A 16,212-nucleotide genomic window follows, 5' to 3' on the forward strand; every position below is an offset into this window, starting at 1 on the left:
CCCGCCCCTCTCGGCCAGCCGTGCCCCGATCCGCTGCCGGTCCTCGGAGTTCTTGTTCCCGCCGTACTTGAACTTCGCCCGCACCTCGGTCACGGCCAGCTCGACGCCGCGAATCCCGGGCAGCAGCCGCCGATCCGGAGCGTCCACAGCGGACACTGGGGTGCGCTGGCCGTCCGGTTCGAAGTGCGCCAGCTGGTGGTTCAGCAGCGCGGCCTTCTCCTCAGGATCGTCGACGAGCCGGACGTCGCAGGCCAGTTGCACGCTCGCGTAGTACGACGTGGGCACGCCGAGTGCGGGATCGCCGTCGGTGTTCCAGTCCGAGCGGACGTAGGTGTAGTCCCCGGTCACCGTCAGCAGGGCGCGCGGGTGTTCCTCCAGCAGCGGCCACACCGGATTCGGCCGGGCCAGGTGCAGCCGGACGGTCGCGTCGCCGTCGAAGACGAAATGCGTCGGCACCACCACGGGGAGATCGCGGCCGCGGCCGCCGGCGACCAGTTCGCCGAAATCGTGTCCGGCGAGCCATTCCCGCCATTCGTTCTGGTCCGCGGCGTCCCAGGGGTGGATCAGCATGCCGCCAGTATCAGTGCGGCAAGTGGCCCGGGCAAAGAGCCATCTTCCCGAGAAACGACCAGGCCACTCAGGCGGTCGGCGTGTACTCGTCCTCGTCTTCGGCGAGCATCTCCGCGACGGACTTGCGCCGGCCGCGCTGCGGACGCTCGGTCGTCAGCGCGCCGCCCGGACGCAGTTCGCGGATCGTGAAGTACAGCCAGCCCAGCAATGCCATCGTGCCGAACGCCAGCCACTGCAGCGCATACGAGAAGTACGGGCCCGATTCGAGCTGCGGCAGCGGCAGCGGGCTGAGCACGCCAGGCTGGTTCTGGTCGAGCTGGAAGTACCCGGGCCGGATCGTGAGCCCAGAAGACTTCGCCACCACGCGCGAGTCGACGGTGTAGCTCTGCAGCTTTCCGTTCGTCGACGCGTCGGCGAACGCTTCACGGTTCTTCGGGTCTGTCTCGTCGCTTCGCACGCGCGCGACGACCGTCACCTGTCCGCCCGGCGCTGCCGCGTACGGGAGCAGGCCGGAGTCACTGCTGAGTCCCACGTAGCCGCGGTCGATCAGGTATACGGTGCCGTCAGTAGCGCGAAGCGGCGTGAGGACCTCGTACGCACCTTGGCCCTGCACAGTGCGCAGCCGCGCGACAACCTCGGCCGAAGGCAGGTACGTGCCGGTGATCGACACGAGGTGCCACTCGGTGTTCTTGTCCGGCTTCGCCCCGGACGGCAGCAGCTGCGCCGCGGGCGCGGGCTTCGCGGTGAATGACGTGGTCAGCGCGTTGTTCTGGGTGACCTGTTCGCCGTCGCGGCGGAACTGCCACGGGGCCAGCAGCGTGTAACAGCAGATGGCGAAGGTGAACACCACCACTGTCAACGCCAGCCATCCCGGCCGGAGCAGAAACCGCAACCGCACCCCTCTACGGTAGGCCGTCGCGTTCCGTGCGCGCACCCGGACCGGACGTCACGCCTGTTCGCGGACCCAGTCCAGCAGTCCCGGCACGCTCCGCTCGATCATCCCGAGCACGTCCTCGAAGCCGTCGCCGCCGCCGTAGTACGGGTCCGGCACCTCGGCGCCTTCCGGGGCGGACGGGTCGAAGGAACGCAGCAGCCGCACCCGCGAAGGGTCCTCGACGCGGGACTGCAGAAAGCCAAGATGACTCTCGTCGGCGGCGAGCAGCAGGTCGGCTTCGAGGTCTTCGTCGCTGACCTCGGCCGCGATGTGCTCGGTGGGGTAGCCGTGCGCCTTCAACGTGGCGCGCGCCCGCCGGTCGGCCCTCTCGCCGACATGCCACGGACCGGTGCCCGCGCTGGACACGCGCACGGCGTCAGCGAGACCCGCGTCGGCGAGCTTCTTGCGGAAGACGAGCTCTGCCATGGGGGAGCGGCAGATGTTTCCGGAGCAGACAAACACCAGCGTGGGCATGGTTCGCAGTGTTCCAGAGCGACCGTGCGAGGATCCCCGGGTGCCTGCATTAGCCGAGATCATCGCCGTCCTCGAACGCAGTTACCCGCCCCGGCTGGCGGAAAGCTGGGATGCGGTCGGGCTCGTCTGCGGAGACCCGGCCGAGGAGGTCCGCCGCGTGCTGTTCTGTGTCGACCCGGTCGAGGCGACGCTCGCCGAGGCCGAGGAATCCGGTGCGCAGCTGATCGTCGCGCACCATCCGCTGCTGCTGCGCGGCGTGCACGGCGTCCCCGCCGACACCGCAAAGGGCTCGCTCGTGCACCGCATGATCCGCGGCGGCATCGCGCTCTACTGCGCGCACACCAACGCCGATTCGGCCGACCCCGGCGTGTCCGACGCGCTCGCGCAAGCCATCGGCCTCGAAGTCGACCGGCCGCTCGACCCGCACGAACCCGGCGGTGCCACCGGGATCGGCCGCATCGGCCACCTGCCCGCCGCGGAGCCGTTCGCGCAGTTCGTCCAGCGGATCGCCGACGCGTTGCCGGTCACTGTGCCGGGCGTTCTTGGCGCCGGAGACCCAGACCGGCTGATCCGCACCGTCGCGGTGTCCGGCGGCGCTGGCGACTCGTATTTGGCGAAGGCGACGGCCGAGGGCGTCGACGCGTACGTGACCGCGGATCTGCGCCACCATCCCGCTGGCGAACACCTCGCCGCCGCGGCCACCGTGCCCGCGCTGGTCGGTCTCACGCACTGGGCCAGCGAGTGGCCGTGGTGCGGACAGGCCTCGGCCCTTGTCGGCGCGGCCTTTGCGGGTACCGTCGAAGCTCACGTCTCCACGCGGTGCACCGACCCGTGGACCATCCGCGCTACCGCCCAGTAACTAAATCAGGGAGCACAGTGAAGGCCGACCCCGCCGTCCAGCGTCAGCTGCTCGAACTCGCGAAGGTGGACGCCGAGCTTTCGCGCGTCGCGCACCGCCGCCGCACTCTGCCCGAGCTCGCCGAGATCGAGGCCGGGGAGAAGACCGCCCGGGAGAAACGCGACGCCCTCGTGTCGGTCGAGACCGCGACGTCCGACCTCGACCGGGAGATCGCCCGGCAGGAGAAAGAGGTCGAATCGGTGCGGGCGCGCGAGGACCGCGACCGCAAGCTGATGGAATCCGGTTCGGTCGGGGCCAAGCAGATGACCGACATCGAGCACGAGCTGCAGACGCTCGGCCGCCGCAAGGGCGCGCTTGAGGACGACCTGCTGGAGCTGATGGAGCAGCGCGAGGCACTGGGCCTTGACGCGCAGCGCACGAGCGCCGAGGCCGACAAGGCGGTGCAGGCGGTCGAGGCCGCCGTGGGCCGGCGCGACGAGGCGTTCAAGGACCTCGACACCACCGAGGCCCGGCGCAAGGAAGACCGCGCGAAGCTGCTGCCGCGCTTCCCGGAGCCGCTGCTCAAGCTGTACACCCGCGTCTACGACCACAAGGGCATCGGCGCGGCGCTGCTGCGGGCCCGCCGGTGCGGTGCCTGCCAGCTCGAACTCGACCGCAACACCATCTCCGAGATCAAGGCCGCGGCCGAGGACAGCGTCGTGCAGTGCGACAACTGCGGCGCGATCCTGGTCCGCACGCTGGAGTCGGGCCTGTGACCGAACGGGCGATCGTCGAGGCCGACGGCGGATCGCGGGGAAACCCCGGCCCGGCAGGCTACGGCGCGGTCGTGAAGGACGCGGCGACCGGCGAGGTGCTGGCCGAACGCCACGAATACCTCGGCATCGCCACGAACAACGTCGCGGAGTATTCCGGGCTCGTCGCCGGGCTGGCCGCGGCCGCCGAACTCGGAGTGTCCGTTGTGGACGTCCGGATGGATTCGAAGCTCGTGGTCGAGCAGATGTCCGGGCGCTGGAAGATCAAGCACGCCGCGCTGCAGCCGCTCGCCGCGCAGGCGCGCGAGATCGCGGCGGGCTTCGAGCGGGTCGGCTACACCTGGATCCCACGCGCGGAGAACTCGCACGCGGACCGGCTCGCGAACGTCGCCATGGACAGTGCCGGGTCCGGCGCGACCTCGCCCGCCCCGGTCGCCGAGGTACGGCCTCGGGCGAAGGCCGCCGAACCGGACCGGGTGTCCCCGGCGGGCTGGACCGGGGCCAGCGGCACGCCGACCAAACTGCTCCTGCTGCGCCACGGACAGACCGAGATGTCGGTCGACCGCCGCTACTCCGGGCGCGGCGACGTCCCGCTCACCGAGCACGGCCGGGGCCAGGCCGCCGCGGCCGCCAAACGGCTGGCCGCGATGCCCGGCCTGATCGGCGAGGACGGCGAACCGGCCCCGATCGTTTCGTCGCCGCTGATCCGCACCAAGCAGACCGCGCAGGCGGTCGCCGACGCGCTCGGCGGCCGGGTCGAGACGCACCCCGGGCTCATCGAGACCGATTTCGGCGAATGGGAGGGCCGCACCTTCGGCGAGGCCGCCGAGCGGGACCCGGAACTGCACCGCTGCTGGCTGAGCGATTCGTCGTGCCCGCCGCCCGGCGGCGAGAGCTTCGACGCGGTCCACGAGCGGGTCGGCAAGGCCCGGCGCGACCTCATCGAGCAGTACGACGGGCGCACGGTGCTCGTGGTCAGCCACGTGACGCCGATCAAGACCCTGCTGCGGATGGCACTCGACGCCGGGCCGTCGCTGCTGTTCCGGCTGCACCTTGACCTGGCGTCGCTGTCGATCGTCGAGTTCTATCCCGACGGCAACGCCTCGGTCCGATTGGTCAACGACATCTCGCATCTGTCCTGAACCGGACAAATGTGAGGTGGATCACGGTCGGGGATGACGTGTGAACCGGCCCGGATGAGGTATTGGCTAGAGTGCGGTGTCGACCGCGGCGCCGCGGCGCAGGTCCCGGCCGGGACTTCAAGGGGGGCGCAGGCTCGTGCGTTTCTTCGGCAGCATCCGCAAGTGGAAACAGTGACGAGGACATGACGGCTAGCGCACTCACCGCAGTATCCGAGCCCGACCTGCCGGGGGAGGAGACGACCGATCCGCCCTCGCGGTTCAAGCTCAGCTGGCTGGCGTCGACGCTGGCGGTGCTGGCCGGAGTAGCCGCGGTCGCCTGGCACGCCACGCGCTACGGGCACTGGATCGTCGACGACGCGGCCATCACGTTCTCCTACTCGCGCAGCGTCGCCGAAGGACTCGGCCCGGTGCTGGCCCCCGGCGCGCCGCCGGTGGAGGGCTTCTCCGACCCGACCTGGATGATCCTGCTCGCGCTGGGCAAGGTCGCCGGGCTGTTCGACAAGGGCCTGCTGTTCGGCATCCCGGACTACGTGCTGTTCCCCAAGCTGCTGGGCCTGTTGTTCACCGCGGGCATCCTGGTGCTGTGCCACCTGGTGGCCCGCCAGGTGTTCCGCAGGCACGCGTGGGCGATCACGCTGGCGACCGGCCTCGGGCTGGCGGCGATCCCGTCGTTCGTGATCTGGGTGGTCTCCGGCCTGGAGAATTCGCTGTTCGCGTTCTTCACCACCGCGCTGGCCGCGCTGCTGTTCACCGCGCTGCGCAAGGAAAACTCGCTCTCGTTCAAGGTCGCGATCGTCGCCGGCGTGCTCGTCGCCGCGGCCGCGCTGACCCGGCCGGAAGGCCTGATCTACGCCAGCGCGTACCCGATCGTCCTGCTGTTCGGCGTGAAGCGCGAGGGATTCTGGCCCAGCTTCCGGTCCGCGCTGGTGTCCGTCGCGGCCTTCGCCGTGCTGTTCGGCGGGTACGTCGTGTGGCGCTACACGGAATTCCACCGGCTGCTGGCCAACCCGTCGGTCGCCAAGAAGCAGGGCCTGCCGACGTTCGCCTCGATCATCCGGCCGCACCAGCTGGTCGAGTACCTCGGCATCGCGCTGACGCTCGTGCTGGTCGCCGCGGTCGTGTGGGCGCTGGTCAAGGCACCGTGGCGGCGTCCGTTGATCGGGCTGGTCACGCCGCTCGTGCTCGGCGTGATCGCGTACGGCGTGATGGTCCCGGACTGGATGGCGCAGTACCGCTTCGCGACGCCGGTGTGGGTGCTCGGCACGCTGTGCGGCGTCATGGCCTTCGCCGAGCTGCTGCGTTCGCTGCCGAAGGTGCAGTGGCGAGCGGTCGCGGCGCTCGTGCTGGTGGCCGCGTCGATCCCGTCGGCGATCGGCTTCGCGGGGCACGACGAGGAATTCGTCAAGAGCCCGACCGTGCCGGCGTGCCTGATCGCCGACCGCTTCGGCCGCGGCTTCAACACCTACGCGGACATGCTCGGCCTCCAGCACGCGTCGCTGCTCCTGCCGGACCTCGGCGGCTCGTCGATGACCAGCAGGCTCGAACTGGTCGACATGGCCGGCCTCGTCAACGCGCCGATCGCGGACCTCACGCACAAGGAAGACATCGCCGGCCTGCGCGACTACGTGTTCGACACGGTCAAGCCGACTTTCATCCACTCGTGGGGCCCGTGGGCGGACGGCAACGGCATCACCGTCGACCCGCGCATCGACCGGGACTACCTGCCGATCCTCGTCTACCCCGGCCCCGGCAAGCGCAACGGCGACTTCGTCCGCAAGGACGCGGTGACCGATCCGGCGAAGCTCGCGGCGGTTCAGCACTACGCGCAGGTGACGATGATGGACGTCGAGGCGCAGCGGTTCGGCGATGGGCTGGATGACTGTGGTCCGACGTTGTCGCGGGGGAGCACGATCGCGCCTCGGGGTTAGAGCACCGGCCATAGCGCGCATGTCGCCGCTGCCAGCGAGAGTGGTGTGGTGAGTGCGCCGAGGTTGAGGAATTCGCCTACCGGCCAGGAGCAGCGTGCGCGAACTGCGAGTCACGATGGTGAGCGTGGAGGCGCGGCGGTTCGGCGACGGTCTCGGCGGCGTGGCCCGACGTTGCCGCGCGGCGCGGCTAGAACACCAGCCACAGCGCGCACGTCGCCACTGCCAGTCAGCGGTGTCGTGAGTGCGCTGAGCTTGAGGAATTTCCGCACGGGCGGATGGCGTCCGGGCAGGANCTGAGCTTGAGGAATTTCCGCACGGGCGGATGGCGTCCGGGCAGGAAGCTGAGCTTGAGGAATTTCCGCACGGGCGGATGGCGTCCGGGCAGGAAGGTGACGCGTCGCGGCAGAAGCGCCGTGTCGCGCGGCAGCACGATCGCGCCTCGGGGCTAGAACACCAGCCACAGCGCGCACGTCGCCGCTACCAACGACAGCGGTGTCGTGAGTGCGCCGAGCTTCAGGAATTCCCGCACCGGCGGATGCTGCCCATGCCGGACGACAACCCGTCGCCACAACAGCGTCGCCAGCGAACCGAGGTACGTCGCGTTCGGGCCGATGTTCACGCCCAGCAGCACCGCGAGCAGCACGCCCTGGTTCGGGTGCGGGCCGAGGACGGACAGCAGGATCAGCGTCGCGGGCAGGTTGTTGACGAGGTTCGCCAGCACGGCCGCGATGGCTGCGGCGAGGAGCAGTTCGGGCAGCCCGGCGGTTGTCGGCAGGAGAGCGCGCAGCAGGCCGCCGAGGACGTGTTCGTCGACCGCTTCGACCACCACCGCCAGCGCGAGTACGAAGAGTACCAGCAGCGGAGAGGCTTCGGTGAGCACCTGCCAAGGCCGGATCTTCCGCTTTGCCAAGGCTTTCGCGGCCAGGACGAGCGCGGTCAGCGCGGCGATCCAGACCGGCTCGACGTGCACCAGTTGTCCGGTCGCGAAGCCGGCCAGCATGACCGCCAGCACGATGAGGGCGAAGACCGGCGCTTCCCGGTGTTCGGGCTGACGAGTGCTGGCCGGTTCGCGAAGATCCTTGCGGAAAAACCAGGCGAACGCGGCGAGTTCGACAGCGAGGGTGACCAGCCAGGGCAACGCCATCAGCGCGGTGAAACCGGCGAAGGTGAGGCCGGAAGCGGTGAAGGCGAGCAGGTTCGTCAGGTTCGAGACGGGGAAGAGCGTGGACGCCGAGTTGGCCAGGTGCGCGCACGCGTAGACGTGCGGCCGCGCGGTGAGTTCCAGTTCGGCGGCGGTGGCGAGGATGACCGGGGTCAGCAGGACGACAGTGGCATCGAGGCTGAGCACGGCGGTGACGATCGCTGCCGCGGCGAAGGTGAGCAGCAGGAGCCGAGGTTGCCGTCCGCGGCAGATCTCGGCTAGCTCGGCACCTAGCCAGGTGAAGACGCCTTCCGTCGCAGCAAGGTGGCTGACCAGCAGGATCGCGGCGAGAAAGCCCATCGTCGGCAGCATCTGGACGACCCGCTCGCCTGCTTCGTGCGGTGAAATCAGGCCGAGCGCGAGGACGACACCGGCGGCGGGGACCGCGACGACAGCTTCCGGCAGACCGCGCGGACGCGCCATGGCGAACCACAGCGTTCCGGCCAGAAGCAGCAGTGAGAGGGCACCGTTCACCCCCGAACGCTAGCCGCCGCGAGAACTCAGATCCCCGCCGGTTCCGGGACTCCCGCGCCGCGGTCGAGCACCCGCTCCTTCTCCCGGATCACCGGCAGCACCACCCGGCCGAAGTGCTCGACGTCCTCCAGGTAGTGCAAAAACCCGAGCAGCAGCAGGTTCGCGCCGCGCTTTTTGTACTCGATCGCCCGGCCCGCGATCTGTTCCGGCGTCCCGATCAACCCGGTCCGGAATCCGTCGTTGTACTGCACCAGGTCCGCGAACTCCGAATCCGCCCACATGCCCTTCGTGTCCGAAGTGGACTTCCCGGCCTGGTTGACCGCCGAGCGGAATCCTTCGACGGCGGGCACGTTCGCCTTCGCCACGATCTCCCGCAAAACCTCGCGCGCCTCGGCTTCGGTCTCGCGGGCGATGACGAAGCCGTTGAGCCCGAACCGCACCGCGTGGTCGTTCTCGGCGGCATACCCGCGCACCTCGTCGACCTGTTCACTGAAACCGTCGAAGTCCTTGCCGTTGCTGAAATACCAGTCCGAAACGCGCCCGGCCAGCTTGCGCGCCGCGGTGGAGTTGCCGCCCTGGAAGACCTCCGGATGCGGCCGTCCGGGACCGGCGACCGGTTTGGGTTCGAGGTCGAAATCGTGGATCCGGTAGAAATCGCCGCCGAACTCGGCGTGGTCGTCGGTCCACAATTCCTTGAGCACGCGGATGAATTCTTCCGAGCGGCGGTAGCGCTCGTCGTGTTCGAGCCACGGTTCGCCGAGTCCGGTGAACTCGTCTTTGAACCAGCCGCTGACCACGTTCACCGCGGCCCGGCCGCCGGAGATGACGTCCGCGCTGGCGATGAACTTCGCGAGCACGCCGGGCTGCCACAGTCCGGGATGGACGGCCGCGATGACCTTCAGCCGCTGGGTCGCGAGCAGCAGCGCCAGGCTGAAACCGGTGGATTCGTGCTGGTATGCGGCACCGTAGCTGGCGGTGTAGCGGACCTGGGTGAGCGCGTATTCGAAGCCGTTGTGCTCGGCGAGCACGGCCAGATCGCGGTTGTACTCGTAGCCCCAGTCGGTGCGCTGTTCGATGTCGCTGGTGACCAGGCCGCCGCTCACATTCGGGACCCAGTAGGCGAATTTCAGGGGTTCGGGTGCGGTCATGCCGGGGAGTGAAACAGCGGCCGGGCGCCGGGCCAAACGCGTCCACGCGGTGGAATGTGCCAGCCGGTGCCCGGGGCCGCGCGGTCTTCCGGGTACGCTGCTCCGGCGGACGAGCTGGCAGGACGGTCGCGGCCCGGGTTCTCCCGGTCCGAGGAAAGTCCGGACTCCGCAGGGCAGGGTGGTTGCTAACGGCAACCCGGGGCGACCCGCGGGACAGTGCCACAGAAAACAGACCGCCCCCGTCTCGCGACGGGGGTAAGGGTGAAACGGTGGTGTAAGAGACCACCAGCATCCCGGGTGACCGGGATGGCTCGGTAAACCCCACCCGGAGCAAGGCCAAGAGGGAGTTCGCTCCTGCGCAGGCGATCGAGGGCGGCCCGCCCGATGCCTGCGGGTAGGCCGCTGGAGCCTGCCGGCGACGGCAGGCCGAGATGGATGACCGTCGCCCGGTCCGCCGCGAGGCGGCCCGGGAACAGGATCCGGCTTACATGCCAGCTCGTCCGCCCGATCGCTACGATCGGGCGCATGGGTCAAGCCGTCGCCGCCGCTGTCGCCTTCCGGACCACCTTCGACGCTCTGCACGCCCCCGTCTACTTCGCGCCAGAGACTCAGCAGCGGCTCGCCGCCGCCGGGCTCAAGCCGGGGTCGATGACCTACTTCGCCAGCCGCGCCGCGGCGATGGGCCGGGTGGGAGCGGGCACGGTCACCGCCACCTTCTACAGCTTCAGCCCCAGCCTGATCGCCCACGTCGTCCCGCGCGTCTGGACGATCGCCACTCCCGAAACCGTGCTGGAAGCCCGGCTCGCCGCCGTCGACGAGATCTACCGCAGGCTGTTCGGCGACGAGACGCTGGCGTCCGCGGAGGTCGCCGAAGCCGCCGAGCTTGTCCGGGAAGCCACCGAGGGCTGCCGTCCGGAAGGGCGTCCGCTCTACGCCGCGCACGCGGACCTGGATTGGCCCGAACAGCCGCATCTCGCGCTCTGGCACGCGATCACCCTGCTGCGCGAGCACCGCGGAGACGGGCACGTCGCGGCGTTGACCACGAACGGCCTGCCAGGCCTCGAAGCACTGGTCACGCACAGCGCGACCACGAACGGCACCCCGCCGGACACCGCCAAGCGCACCCGCGGCTGGAGCGACGAGGAGTGGGCCGCCGCCGCGGCCCGGCTGACCGCCGACGGAATCCTCGACAGCGGCGGCGCGCTCACCGAACACGGGCTGGCGTTCCGCGAACGCGTCGAGCTGGCGACGAACGCGGCGGCACAGGGTCCGTGGCAGCACCTCGGCGAGGAGAAGACGGCCCGGCTGGAGCAGCTGTGCGCCCCGCTCAGCCGCCGGGTGATCGAAGCGGGCGCGATCCCGAGCGCGGCGTTCCGGCCCTGATCCGGGAGACGGTCCGGAACTGCCCGGCATCACGCTTTGTAGTGAACAAATGCGCAGATCGGACGCGACGGTGACCGTTATCGCATCGGAGAGTGATCAATTCCAAAGTGTTTTCCAGTCCGGTTGTCACTCACCGGACTCGCGGCGGAACGCCGATCGGGGCATGCCACACTGGTGCCTGCCCGACACGCCGGTCCGGGGCGCACCGAGAGTGAGCGCCGCACGATATGCGGAGCCGCACCGCCGGAACACTGCGCAATCCGGGTGGCTTGGGTTATTCCGAAGCACCCTTGCCACGATGATGGAGGGCGAGGAATCCTGACCATCGGACCGCAGTACCCGCCCATTGACCACAAGTCGACAGCTACCGACTATCTACGCAGCGCGCTTTGACCATTACCCCTTGTAACGCCATGATGGTGTTCGTAGCTTCGCCGAAGCCAGAACAGCGCGGCACCCGCCGTGCACCGGGAGTATCGCGATGACCAGCATGACCGCCCTCGAGACGTTTGTGGCCGAAGGGATCAGCACCGGCAACGTCCGGACCTGGCTGCTCGACAACATCATCCCGCTCGTGCTGCTCGCGGTGGCCCTGCTGCTGCTGTGGCTCGGCGGCGGCAAGGGCGACAACGCGGGGGTCATGCGGCGGCTCGCCGGCGTGGTCATCGCGCTCGCGATCATCGGGCTCGCGGTCAGTGGCGCGGGCGTGAACGTGGGCCAGTGGATCGCCGGCCTGTTCACCGGCTGAGGCGGGGCAGGCGTGCGGATCAGGACCGATGACGAGGTGTACCGGGTCGATGCCGTGTGGCTCGGCCCGCCGAAGGCGACTTTTCCCTGGCGAGCCCGATATGTGGCATGGCTCGTCGGCATTCCGGTCTTCCTGGTCGTGCTCACCGTGGAGCGGTGGCTCGGCTGGAGTTTCGGGTTTTTCTCCACGGCGTGGGCGTTCGTGGCCACGATCGTGATCACCAGGCTGATCACCGCCAAGATCAGCCACGAGCGCCCGCTGGGCGCGGTGATCGCGATGATGGGCCAGGAACTGCGCGCGCCGAGAGAACGGACCTCGGGCGCGGGCGGCGCGGTGAGCGCCAGCCGGGTCCGGGTGCGGGCGCGGCGCCCGCTGCCGAAGCACAAGAGAAGGCGGCAGTACCAGCACCGCGACCCGCGTCGCGGTGCTGGCACGAGTGCCGGGAAACAGGGAGCACCACGAGCGCGCCGGAGCCGCCCCGCGGCTCGGGCCGGGAGGTAGTCGTTGTTCGGTCGCGGCGGAAGCCGAGGGAAGCGGGAGCAAGACGTCCCTGCCGGTGCGTGGAACGCGCCTCCGCAGGGCCGTCCGCCGTCCGGCGGCAGCAAGTCCGGCGGCAAGGGCCGCAGGCTGCCCGGTGAACAGGCGATACCGGCGTACACGCCGTCGATCGCCGCGCGCAGCATCGACGGGCACCTGCTGCGGACCGGGTACGAGGTGTACGCCTGGTACCGGCTCGCGCCGCAGCGCTGGTCGTTCCGTTCCGATTCGCAGCGCCGCGACCTGATCGCGGCCATCGCGGGCCAGTACGCCGAACTGCAGGGCCGCTGGCTGCACCTGCGCGTCACGAACCGGCCGTACCCGATCCGGATGTGGGCCGAGGCGCACGTGTACAACGCGGTCGGCAGGCCGAACGACGTGCCGGGCGCGCTGTCGTTCGACGACTACCTGATCGGCGAGCAGCAGCAGCTGATGGGTCGCTCGATGGCGGAAAAAGAGGTCTACCTCGGCGTCCAGGTGCAGACCCGGCGCATGGTGGACCGCGCGGTCGAACGCGCCGCGCCGGTGCTGCGCCGGATCCTGCCCGAGGCGGTCGACGCCGAACTGGCCGCGCTCGACTCCGAGATCGAGCACCTCGACCAGGTCATCGGCAGCGCCGGGCTGGAAGGCCGTCCGGTGCACGCCGAGGAGATGTCCTGGCTGATGCACCGCTCGTGCTCGCTCGGCCTGCCCGCGCCGCGGAACATGCCCGCGGTGCCGGGCGCGGCGTGGGAGCCCGAGGACCTCGCCAGCTTCACCGACGCGGCTGATTTCCACGCCGACCCGTACGCGCCCACGGTCACCGTGCGCGGCCGTACCGGGTCGAATGCGGGCGTGTCGCGGCATCTCGCGGTGCTCACCGTCGGTCAGATGCACGGGCTGCAGATCCCCGAGGTCGACGACCCGTGGATCCAGCACGCGGACCGGCTGCCCGCGGCGGTCGAGGTGTCCGCGCGGATCTACGTGCGGCGTCCCGAAGAGGTGTCCGGGGAACTGCAGCGGCAGATGAACAAGGTCCGCTCGCAGGTCAAGCACTACACCGACGAGCACGAGCTGGAACCGCCGCAGTCGCTGGCCCGGCAAGCGGGCCGGGTGCTGGAGATCGACGACGAGATGACGTCGGGCTTCACCGCGCTGGCCACGCGCGTGCGGTCGTGGTGGCGCCTCGCGGTGTCCGGTCCGACCGAGCGCGACGCGCTGCGGCTGGCCCAGCAGCTGCTGGACCTGTACAAGCCGAAGATCGCCATCGAACATCCGGAAGCGCAGTACGCGATGGCCAGGGAGTTCATCCCGGGCGAACCGCTGGCCTCGGGCGCGTACATGCGCCGCGGTTCGGTGGTGTGGACGGCTTCGGCGGTGCCCACCGCGACCGCGGAGGTCGGCGACCGGCGCGGCATCCTGCTCGGCGAAACCGTCACCGCGACGCGGCGGCCGGTGGCCTGGGACCCGTGGATGGCGCAGGAAATCCGCGACGGATCGGGNATCGGGTCTCACCGCGATGGTCGCCGGGCTCGGCGGCGGCAAGTCGTTCCTCGGCGGCGGCATCGTCTACAAGACGCTGCGGGCCGGTGCGCACTGGACGATCCTCGACCCGTCCGGCCCGCTGTCGCGGCTGTGCGACCTGCCGGAGATCCGGCCATACGCGCGCCCGATCAACCTGCTCAACGCCCAGCCGGGCATCCTCAACCCCTACCGCGTGGTCGCCGATCCGCTGATCGAGCACTTCATGGACGAGGAGGACCCGGAACGCTCGTGGCGGCGCGAAAAGGCGCTGGCCGGAGCCACCCGGCGGCGGCTCGTGCTCGACGTGCTCACCGGCGTGCTGCCGTACGAGGTGTCGCGGATGGCGCAGACCCGGATCGTGCTGCTGCGCGCGGTCCGCGCGGTCGGCGGCCGGTTCGACGCCGACCCCGGCCAGGTCATCGACGCGCTGCGGCGGGATTCGAGCGAGCACCACGAGCACGCGGTCGTGGTGGCGGACTTCCTGGACGAGATGCGCGAGCGGATGGCGCTGCTGATCCCGGAAACCGACGCGGACCCCTACGCCGAGACCCGCGACGACCGGATGACCGTGCTGACCATGGCGGGGCTGACCCTGCCGAAGGACGGCGTGCCGCGCGAGTACTGGACCGACGCCGAATCGCTCGGCGTGGAAATGCTGAACCTCGCGGCGTGGCTGACCCAGCGGTCGGTGTATGAGAAGCCGAAGGAACTGCGCAAGGGCGTCTGGATCGACGAGGCGTTCTTCCTGTCCGAGGTGCCGACCGGGCGCGTGCTGATGAACCGGTTCGCGCGTGACTCGCGGAAGTGGAACGTCCGGGTGCTGCTGTCCTCGCAGATCCCGGCGGACTTCCTGAAGATCCAGGGTTTCGTGGCGCTGCTGGACTCGGTGTTCGTCGGCCGTCTCGACGACGACGACGCCCAGGCGGACGCGCTGCGGCTGCTGAAGGTCCCGGTCGGCGTGGGCTACGAGCAGGTCGTCGCCGCGCTCGGCCGCCGCCCCGGCGCCCAGCGCGGGCTGGAACGCGACATGGAGCCCCGGCAGTTCATCTTCGGCGACGGAGCCGGCGGCGTGGAACGCATCCGCGTCGACTTCTCCGGCCCGCATCTCGACCCGTTGCGCGCGGTCATGGACACCACCCCGGGCTCGCCCGACGCGCGCGGCAAACCCGGCGGCGAACTCGTGGTACCCCACGAGGACGAGGCCAAGCCGTACGTCCCCGCCCCACCGGAGGACGAAGAGCTGGAACACGACTTCGAACTCCAGGCGGAACTCGAGGTCGGGCTCGCCGACGAGCAGCTGCTGGGCTCGCCGGACCCGCTCGCGTCGGAAACCGGCGAGGTGGAGGGTGCAGTGCGCAACGGAGAGCAGGAGGACCGGCACGCCCGCGCCGGCGGCAAGGGCGGCGGAACCGGCAGGGATGCCGCATGACCGCCGGTGATCCGGCCCGGCCCGCGCCGGCCGTGAGGAGGCCTGCGTGAACACCGTCTTCACGCTGGCGTTCGTCCTCGCGTTCGCGGCCGGCTGGCACGCGCTGCGCAAACGCGTCAAGGAAGGCCCGAAACCGGGCGGTCGCCGTCCCAGCAGGCGTGCGTCGCTGCTGGCGGTGGTGGCGGTGATCGGGCTGCAGACCGTGCTGTTCGCCCCATCGGCCAATGCGGCCGCCTGCGGGGAATCGCCGAACCCGGAGCGGCCGGGGGCGGGCATGGTCGGCGCGCTCGACCCGCCGGAGGGGCACGGCGAGCCCCAAAGCGCCTACATCGACTACAGCTACGCGGGCATGGTCTGGAACACCTACCAGACCAACTGCACCGCGCTCTCCGCCATCGCGTCCCCCAGCTCGACCATCGACACCTGGGCTGGGAACCAGCTGTTCAACGTCGGCAAGAACATCGTCGGCGCCACGAACTCGCTGCACTACACCGTCCTCGAGGGCGGTCTGCTGAACCCGATTTACAACGCGGTGAAGTCGGGCGCGGAAAAGGTCTACAACAACATCTACGCGCAGCTGTTCGGCCTGGTCGCGCTGATCTTGTCGATCATGTTGTTCCGCAACATCTGGCGCGGCGACCTCGCCGGGGTCAGCAAGCGGGCGCTCTACGCGATGGCCGGGGTCTGGCTGGCGGCGTCCTCGTTGGCGATGCTGAGATATTTCGATCCGATCGACAAAGCGATCGTCCAGACGACCACCAACATCCAGGCGGGATTCGTCGATTCGTCGCAGGACCGGATCGTGCGCGACATCCTGCCCACGGACCTGCACAACCAGGTCGTCTACGACAACTGGCTGCGCGGCGAGTTCGGTTCGCCCACCGCTCCGCAGGCCCAGCAATACGGCAGGCCGTTGCTGGACGCGCAGGCCTTCACCCGTGATCAGCTGGTGAACGGCGACGACGGCAAGCAGAACGTCGTCGACGCCAAAAAGGCCGCCTTCAAAGACATCTCCACCAAACTCGGCCCCGCCACCGGCTACTTCACCGGCGAGTCGGGCGGCCGCACCGGTGCCGGGTTCCTCGCGCTGGGCCAGAGCATCGTCTACTCGCTCTTCCAGCTGCTGGCCA

The 16,212-nt window shown here is 69.8% G+C and carries 12 protein-coding genes, 1 other RNA gene and 2 pseudogenes; 10 read left to right on the forward strand and 5 right to left on the reverse strand.

Annotation, left to right across the window (positions count from 1 at the left end; genetic code table 11):
• The 3 genes from A4R44_RS25955 to A4R44_RS25965 all read right to left on the reverse strand — a co-directional run.
• The coding region (locus A4R44_RS25955) for an FMN-binding negative transcriptional regulator (protein WP_067585984.1) at nt 1–570 on the reverse strand (570 nt) is incomplete at its 3' end.
• 67 nt (nt 571–637) lie between these two features.
• Nucleotides 638–1,468, reverse strand: coding sequence for an SURF1 family protein (locus A4R44_RS25960; protein ID WP_067585987.1), 831 nt, complete (start codon nt 1,466–1,468; stop codon nt 638–640).
• A 48-nt stretch (nt 1,469–1,516) separates the two neighbouring features.
• Nucleotides 1,517–1,978, reverse strand: a complete 462-nt coding sequence (locus A4R44_RS25965) for a low molecular weight protein-tyrosine-phosphatase (protein WP_067585990.1) — start codon at nt 1,976–1,978, stop codon at nt 1,517–1,519.
• A gap of 40 nt (nt 1,979–2,018) precedes the next feature.
• Here A4R44_RS25965 and A4R44_RS25970 point away from each other — a divergent pair, with 40 nt between their 5' ends.
• The 4 genes from A4R44_RS25970 to A4R44_RS25985 all read left to right on the forward strand — a co-directional run bounded on the left by A4R44_RS25970 (nt 2,019) and on the right by A4R44_RS25985 (nt 6,659).
• The gene (locus tag A4R44_RS25970) at nt 2,019–2,837 is read left to right on the forward strand and encodes a Nif3-like dinuclear metal center hexameric protein (RefSeq protein ID WP_067585992.1); all 819 of its coding nucleotides are present in this window, start codon (nt 2,019–2,021) and stop codon (nt 2,835–2,837) included.
• Nucleotides 2,838–2,854: 17 nt separating this feature from the next.
• Complete coding sequence (locus tag A4R44_RS25975; protein WP_067585995.1) at nt 2,855–3,592, forward strand: zinc ribbon domain-containing protein; 738 nt, start codon at nt 2,855–2,857, stop codon at nt 3,590–3,592.
• The gene (locus A4R44_RS25980) at nt 3,589–4,731 is read left to right on the forward strand and encodes a bifunctional RNase H/acid phosphatase (protein ID WP_067585998.1); all 1,143 of its coding nucleotides are present in this window, start codon (nt 3,589–3,591) and stop codon (nt 4,729–4,731) included. The genes A4R44_RS25975 and A4R44_RS25980 overlap by 4 nt, the downstream gene beginning before the upstream one ends.
• A gap of 182 nt (nt 4,732–4,913) precedes the next feature.
• Complete coding sequence (locus A4R44_RS25985; protein WP_067586001.1) at nt 4,914–6,659, forward strand: hypothetical protein; 1,746 nt, start codon at nt 4,914–4,916, stop codon at nt 6,657–6,659.
• Nucleotides 6,660–7,104: 445 nt separating this feature from the next.
• Here A4R44_RS25985 and A4R44_RS25990 read toward each other — a convergent pair whose 3' ends face one another.
• Together A4R44_RS25990 and sfnG are read right to left on the reverse strand one after the other, a co-directional pair.
• Nucleotides 7,105–8,334 carry an SLC13 family permease gene (locus A4R44_RS25990; RefSeq protein ID WP_095213598.1) on the reverse strand — a complete coding sequence of 410 codons (1,230 nt, stop codon included), beginning with the start codon at nt 8,332–8,334 and terminating at the stop codon, nt 7,105–7,107.
• A 26-nt stretch (nt 8,335–8,360) separates the two neighbouring features.
• Nucleotides 8,361–9,482, reverse strand: coding sequence for a dimethylsulfone monooxygenase SfnG (gene sfnG, locus A4R44_RS25995; protein ID WP_067586005.1), 1,122 nt, complete (start codon nt 9,480–9,482; stop codon nt 8,361–8,363).
• 110 nt (nt 9,483–9,592) lie between these two features.
• On the opposite strand from sfnG, the gene rnpB reads away from it, so the two are divergent.
• The 6 genes and pseudogenes from rnpB to A4R44_RS50745 all read left to right on the forward strand — a co-directional run.
• Nucleotides 9,593–9,985, forward strand: an RNA gene (gene rnpB / locus A4R44_RS26000) — RNase P RNA component class A.
• A 22-nt stretch (nt 9,986–10,007) separates the two neighbouring features.
• The gene (locus A4R44_RS26005) at nt 10,008–10,865 is read left to right on the forward strand and encodes a hypothetical protein (RefSeq protein ID WP_067586008.1); all 858 of its coding nucleotides are present in this window, start codon (nt 10,008–10,010) and stop codon (nt 10,863–10,865) included.
• Between the two features lie 481 nt (nt 10,866–11,346).
• Nucleotides 11,347–11,613 carry a hypothetical protein gene (locus A4R44_RS26010; RefSeq protein ID WP_009073098.1) on the forward strand — a complete coding sequence of 89 codons (267 nt, stop codon included), beginning with the start codon at nt 11,347–11,349 and terminating at the stop codon, nt 11,611–11,613.
• 12 nt (nt 11,614–11,625) lie between these two features.
• Nucleotides 11,626–12,114: a hypothetical protein gene (locus A4R44_RS26015; RefSeq protein ID WP_067586010.1), complete on the forward strand. Its 489-nt coding sequence runs from the start codon at nt 11,626–11,628 to the stop codon at nt 12,112–12,114.
• Nucleotides 12,115–12,117: 3 nt separating this feature from the next.
• Nucleotides 12,118–15,082, forward strand: a pseudogene (locus A4R44_RS26020) (ATP-binding protein).
• A gap of 46 nt (nt 15,083–15,128) precedes the next feature.
• Nucleotides 15,129–16,212, forward strand: a pseudogene (locus A4R44_RS50745) (magnesium transporter); the annotation flags it as partial.

It is taken from the genome of Amycolatopsis sp. M39 (genome assembly GCF_001651785.1).
Taxonomy (GTDB): Bacteria; Actinomycetota; Actinomycetes; order Mycobacteriales; family Pseudonocardiaceae; genus Amycolatopsis; species Amycolatopsis rubida.

Coding starts and splice junctions, on each gene's coding strand:
- A4R44_RS25965 (WP_067585990.1), bottom strand. CDS start 1,978: ATGCCCACGCTGGTGTTTGTCTGCTCCGGAAACATCTGCCGCTCCCCC.
- A4R44_RS25985 (WP_067586001.1), top strand. CDS start 4,914: ATGACGGCTAGCGCACTCACCGCAGTATCCGAGCCCGACCTGCCGGGG.
- sfnG (WP_067586005.1), bottom strand. CDS start 9,482: ATGACCGCACCCGAACCCCTGAAATTCGCCTACTGGGTCCCGAATGTG.
- A4R44_RS26005 (WP_067586008.1), top strand. CDS start 10,008: ATGGGTCAAGCCGTCGCCGCCGCTGTCGCCTTCCGGACCACCTTCGAC.
- A4R44_RS26010 (WP_009073098.1), top strand. CDS start 11,347: ATGACCAGCATGACCGCCCTCGAGACGTTTGTGGCCGAAGGGATCAGC.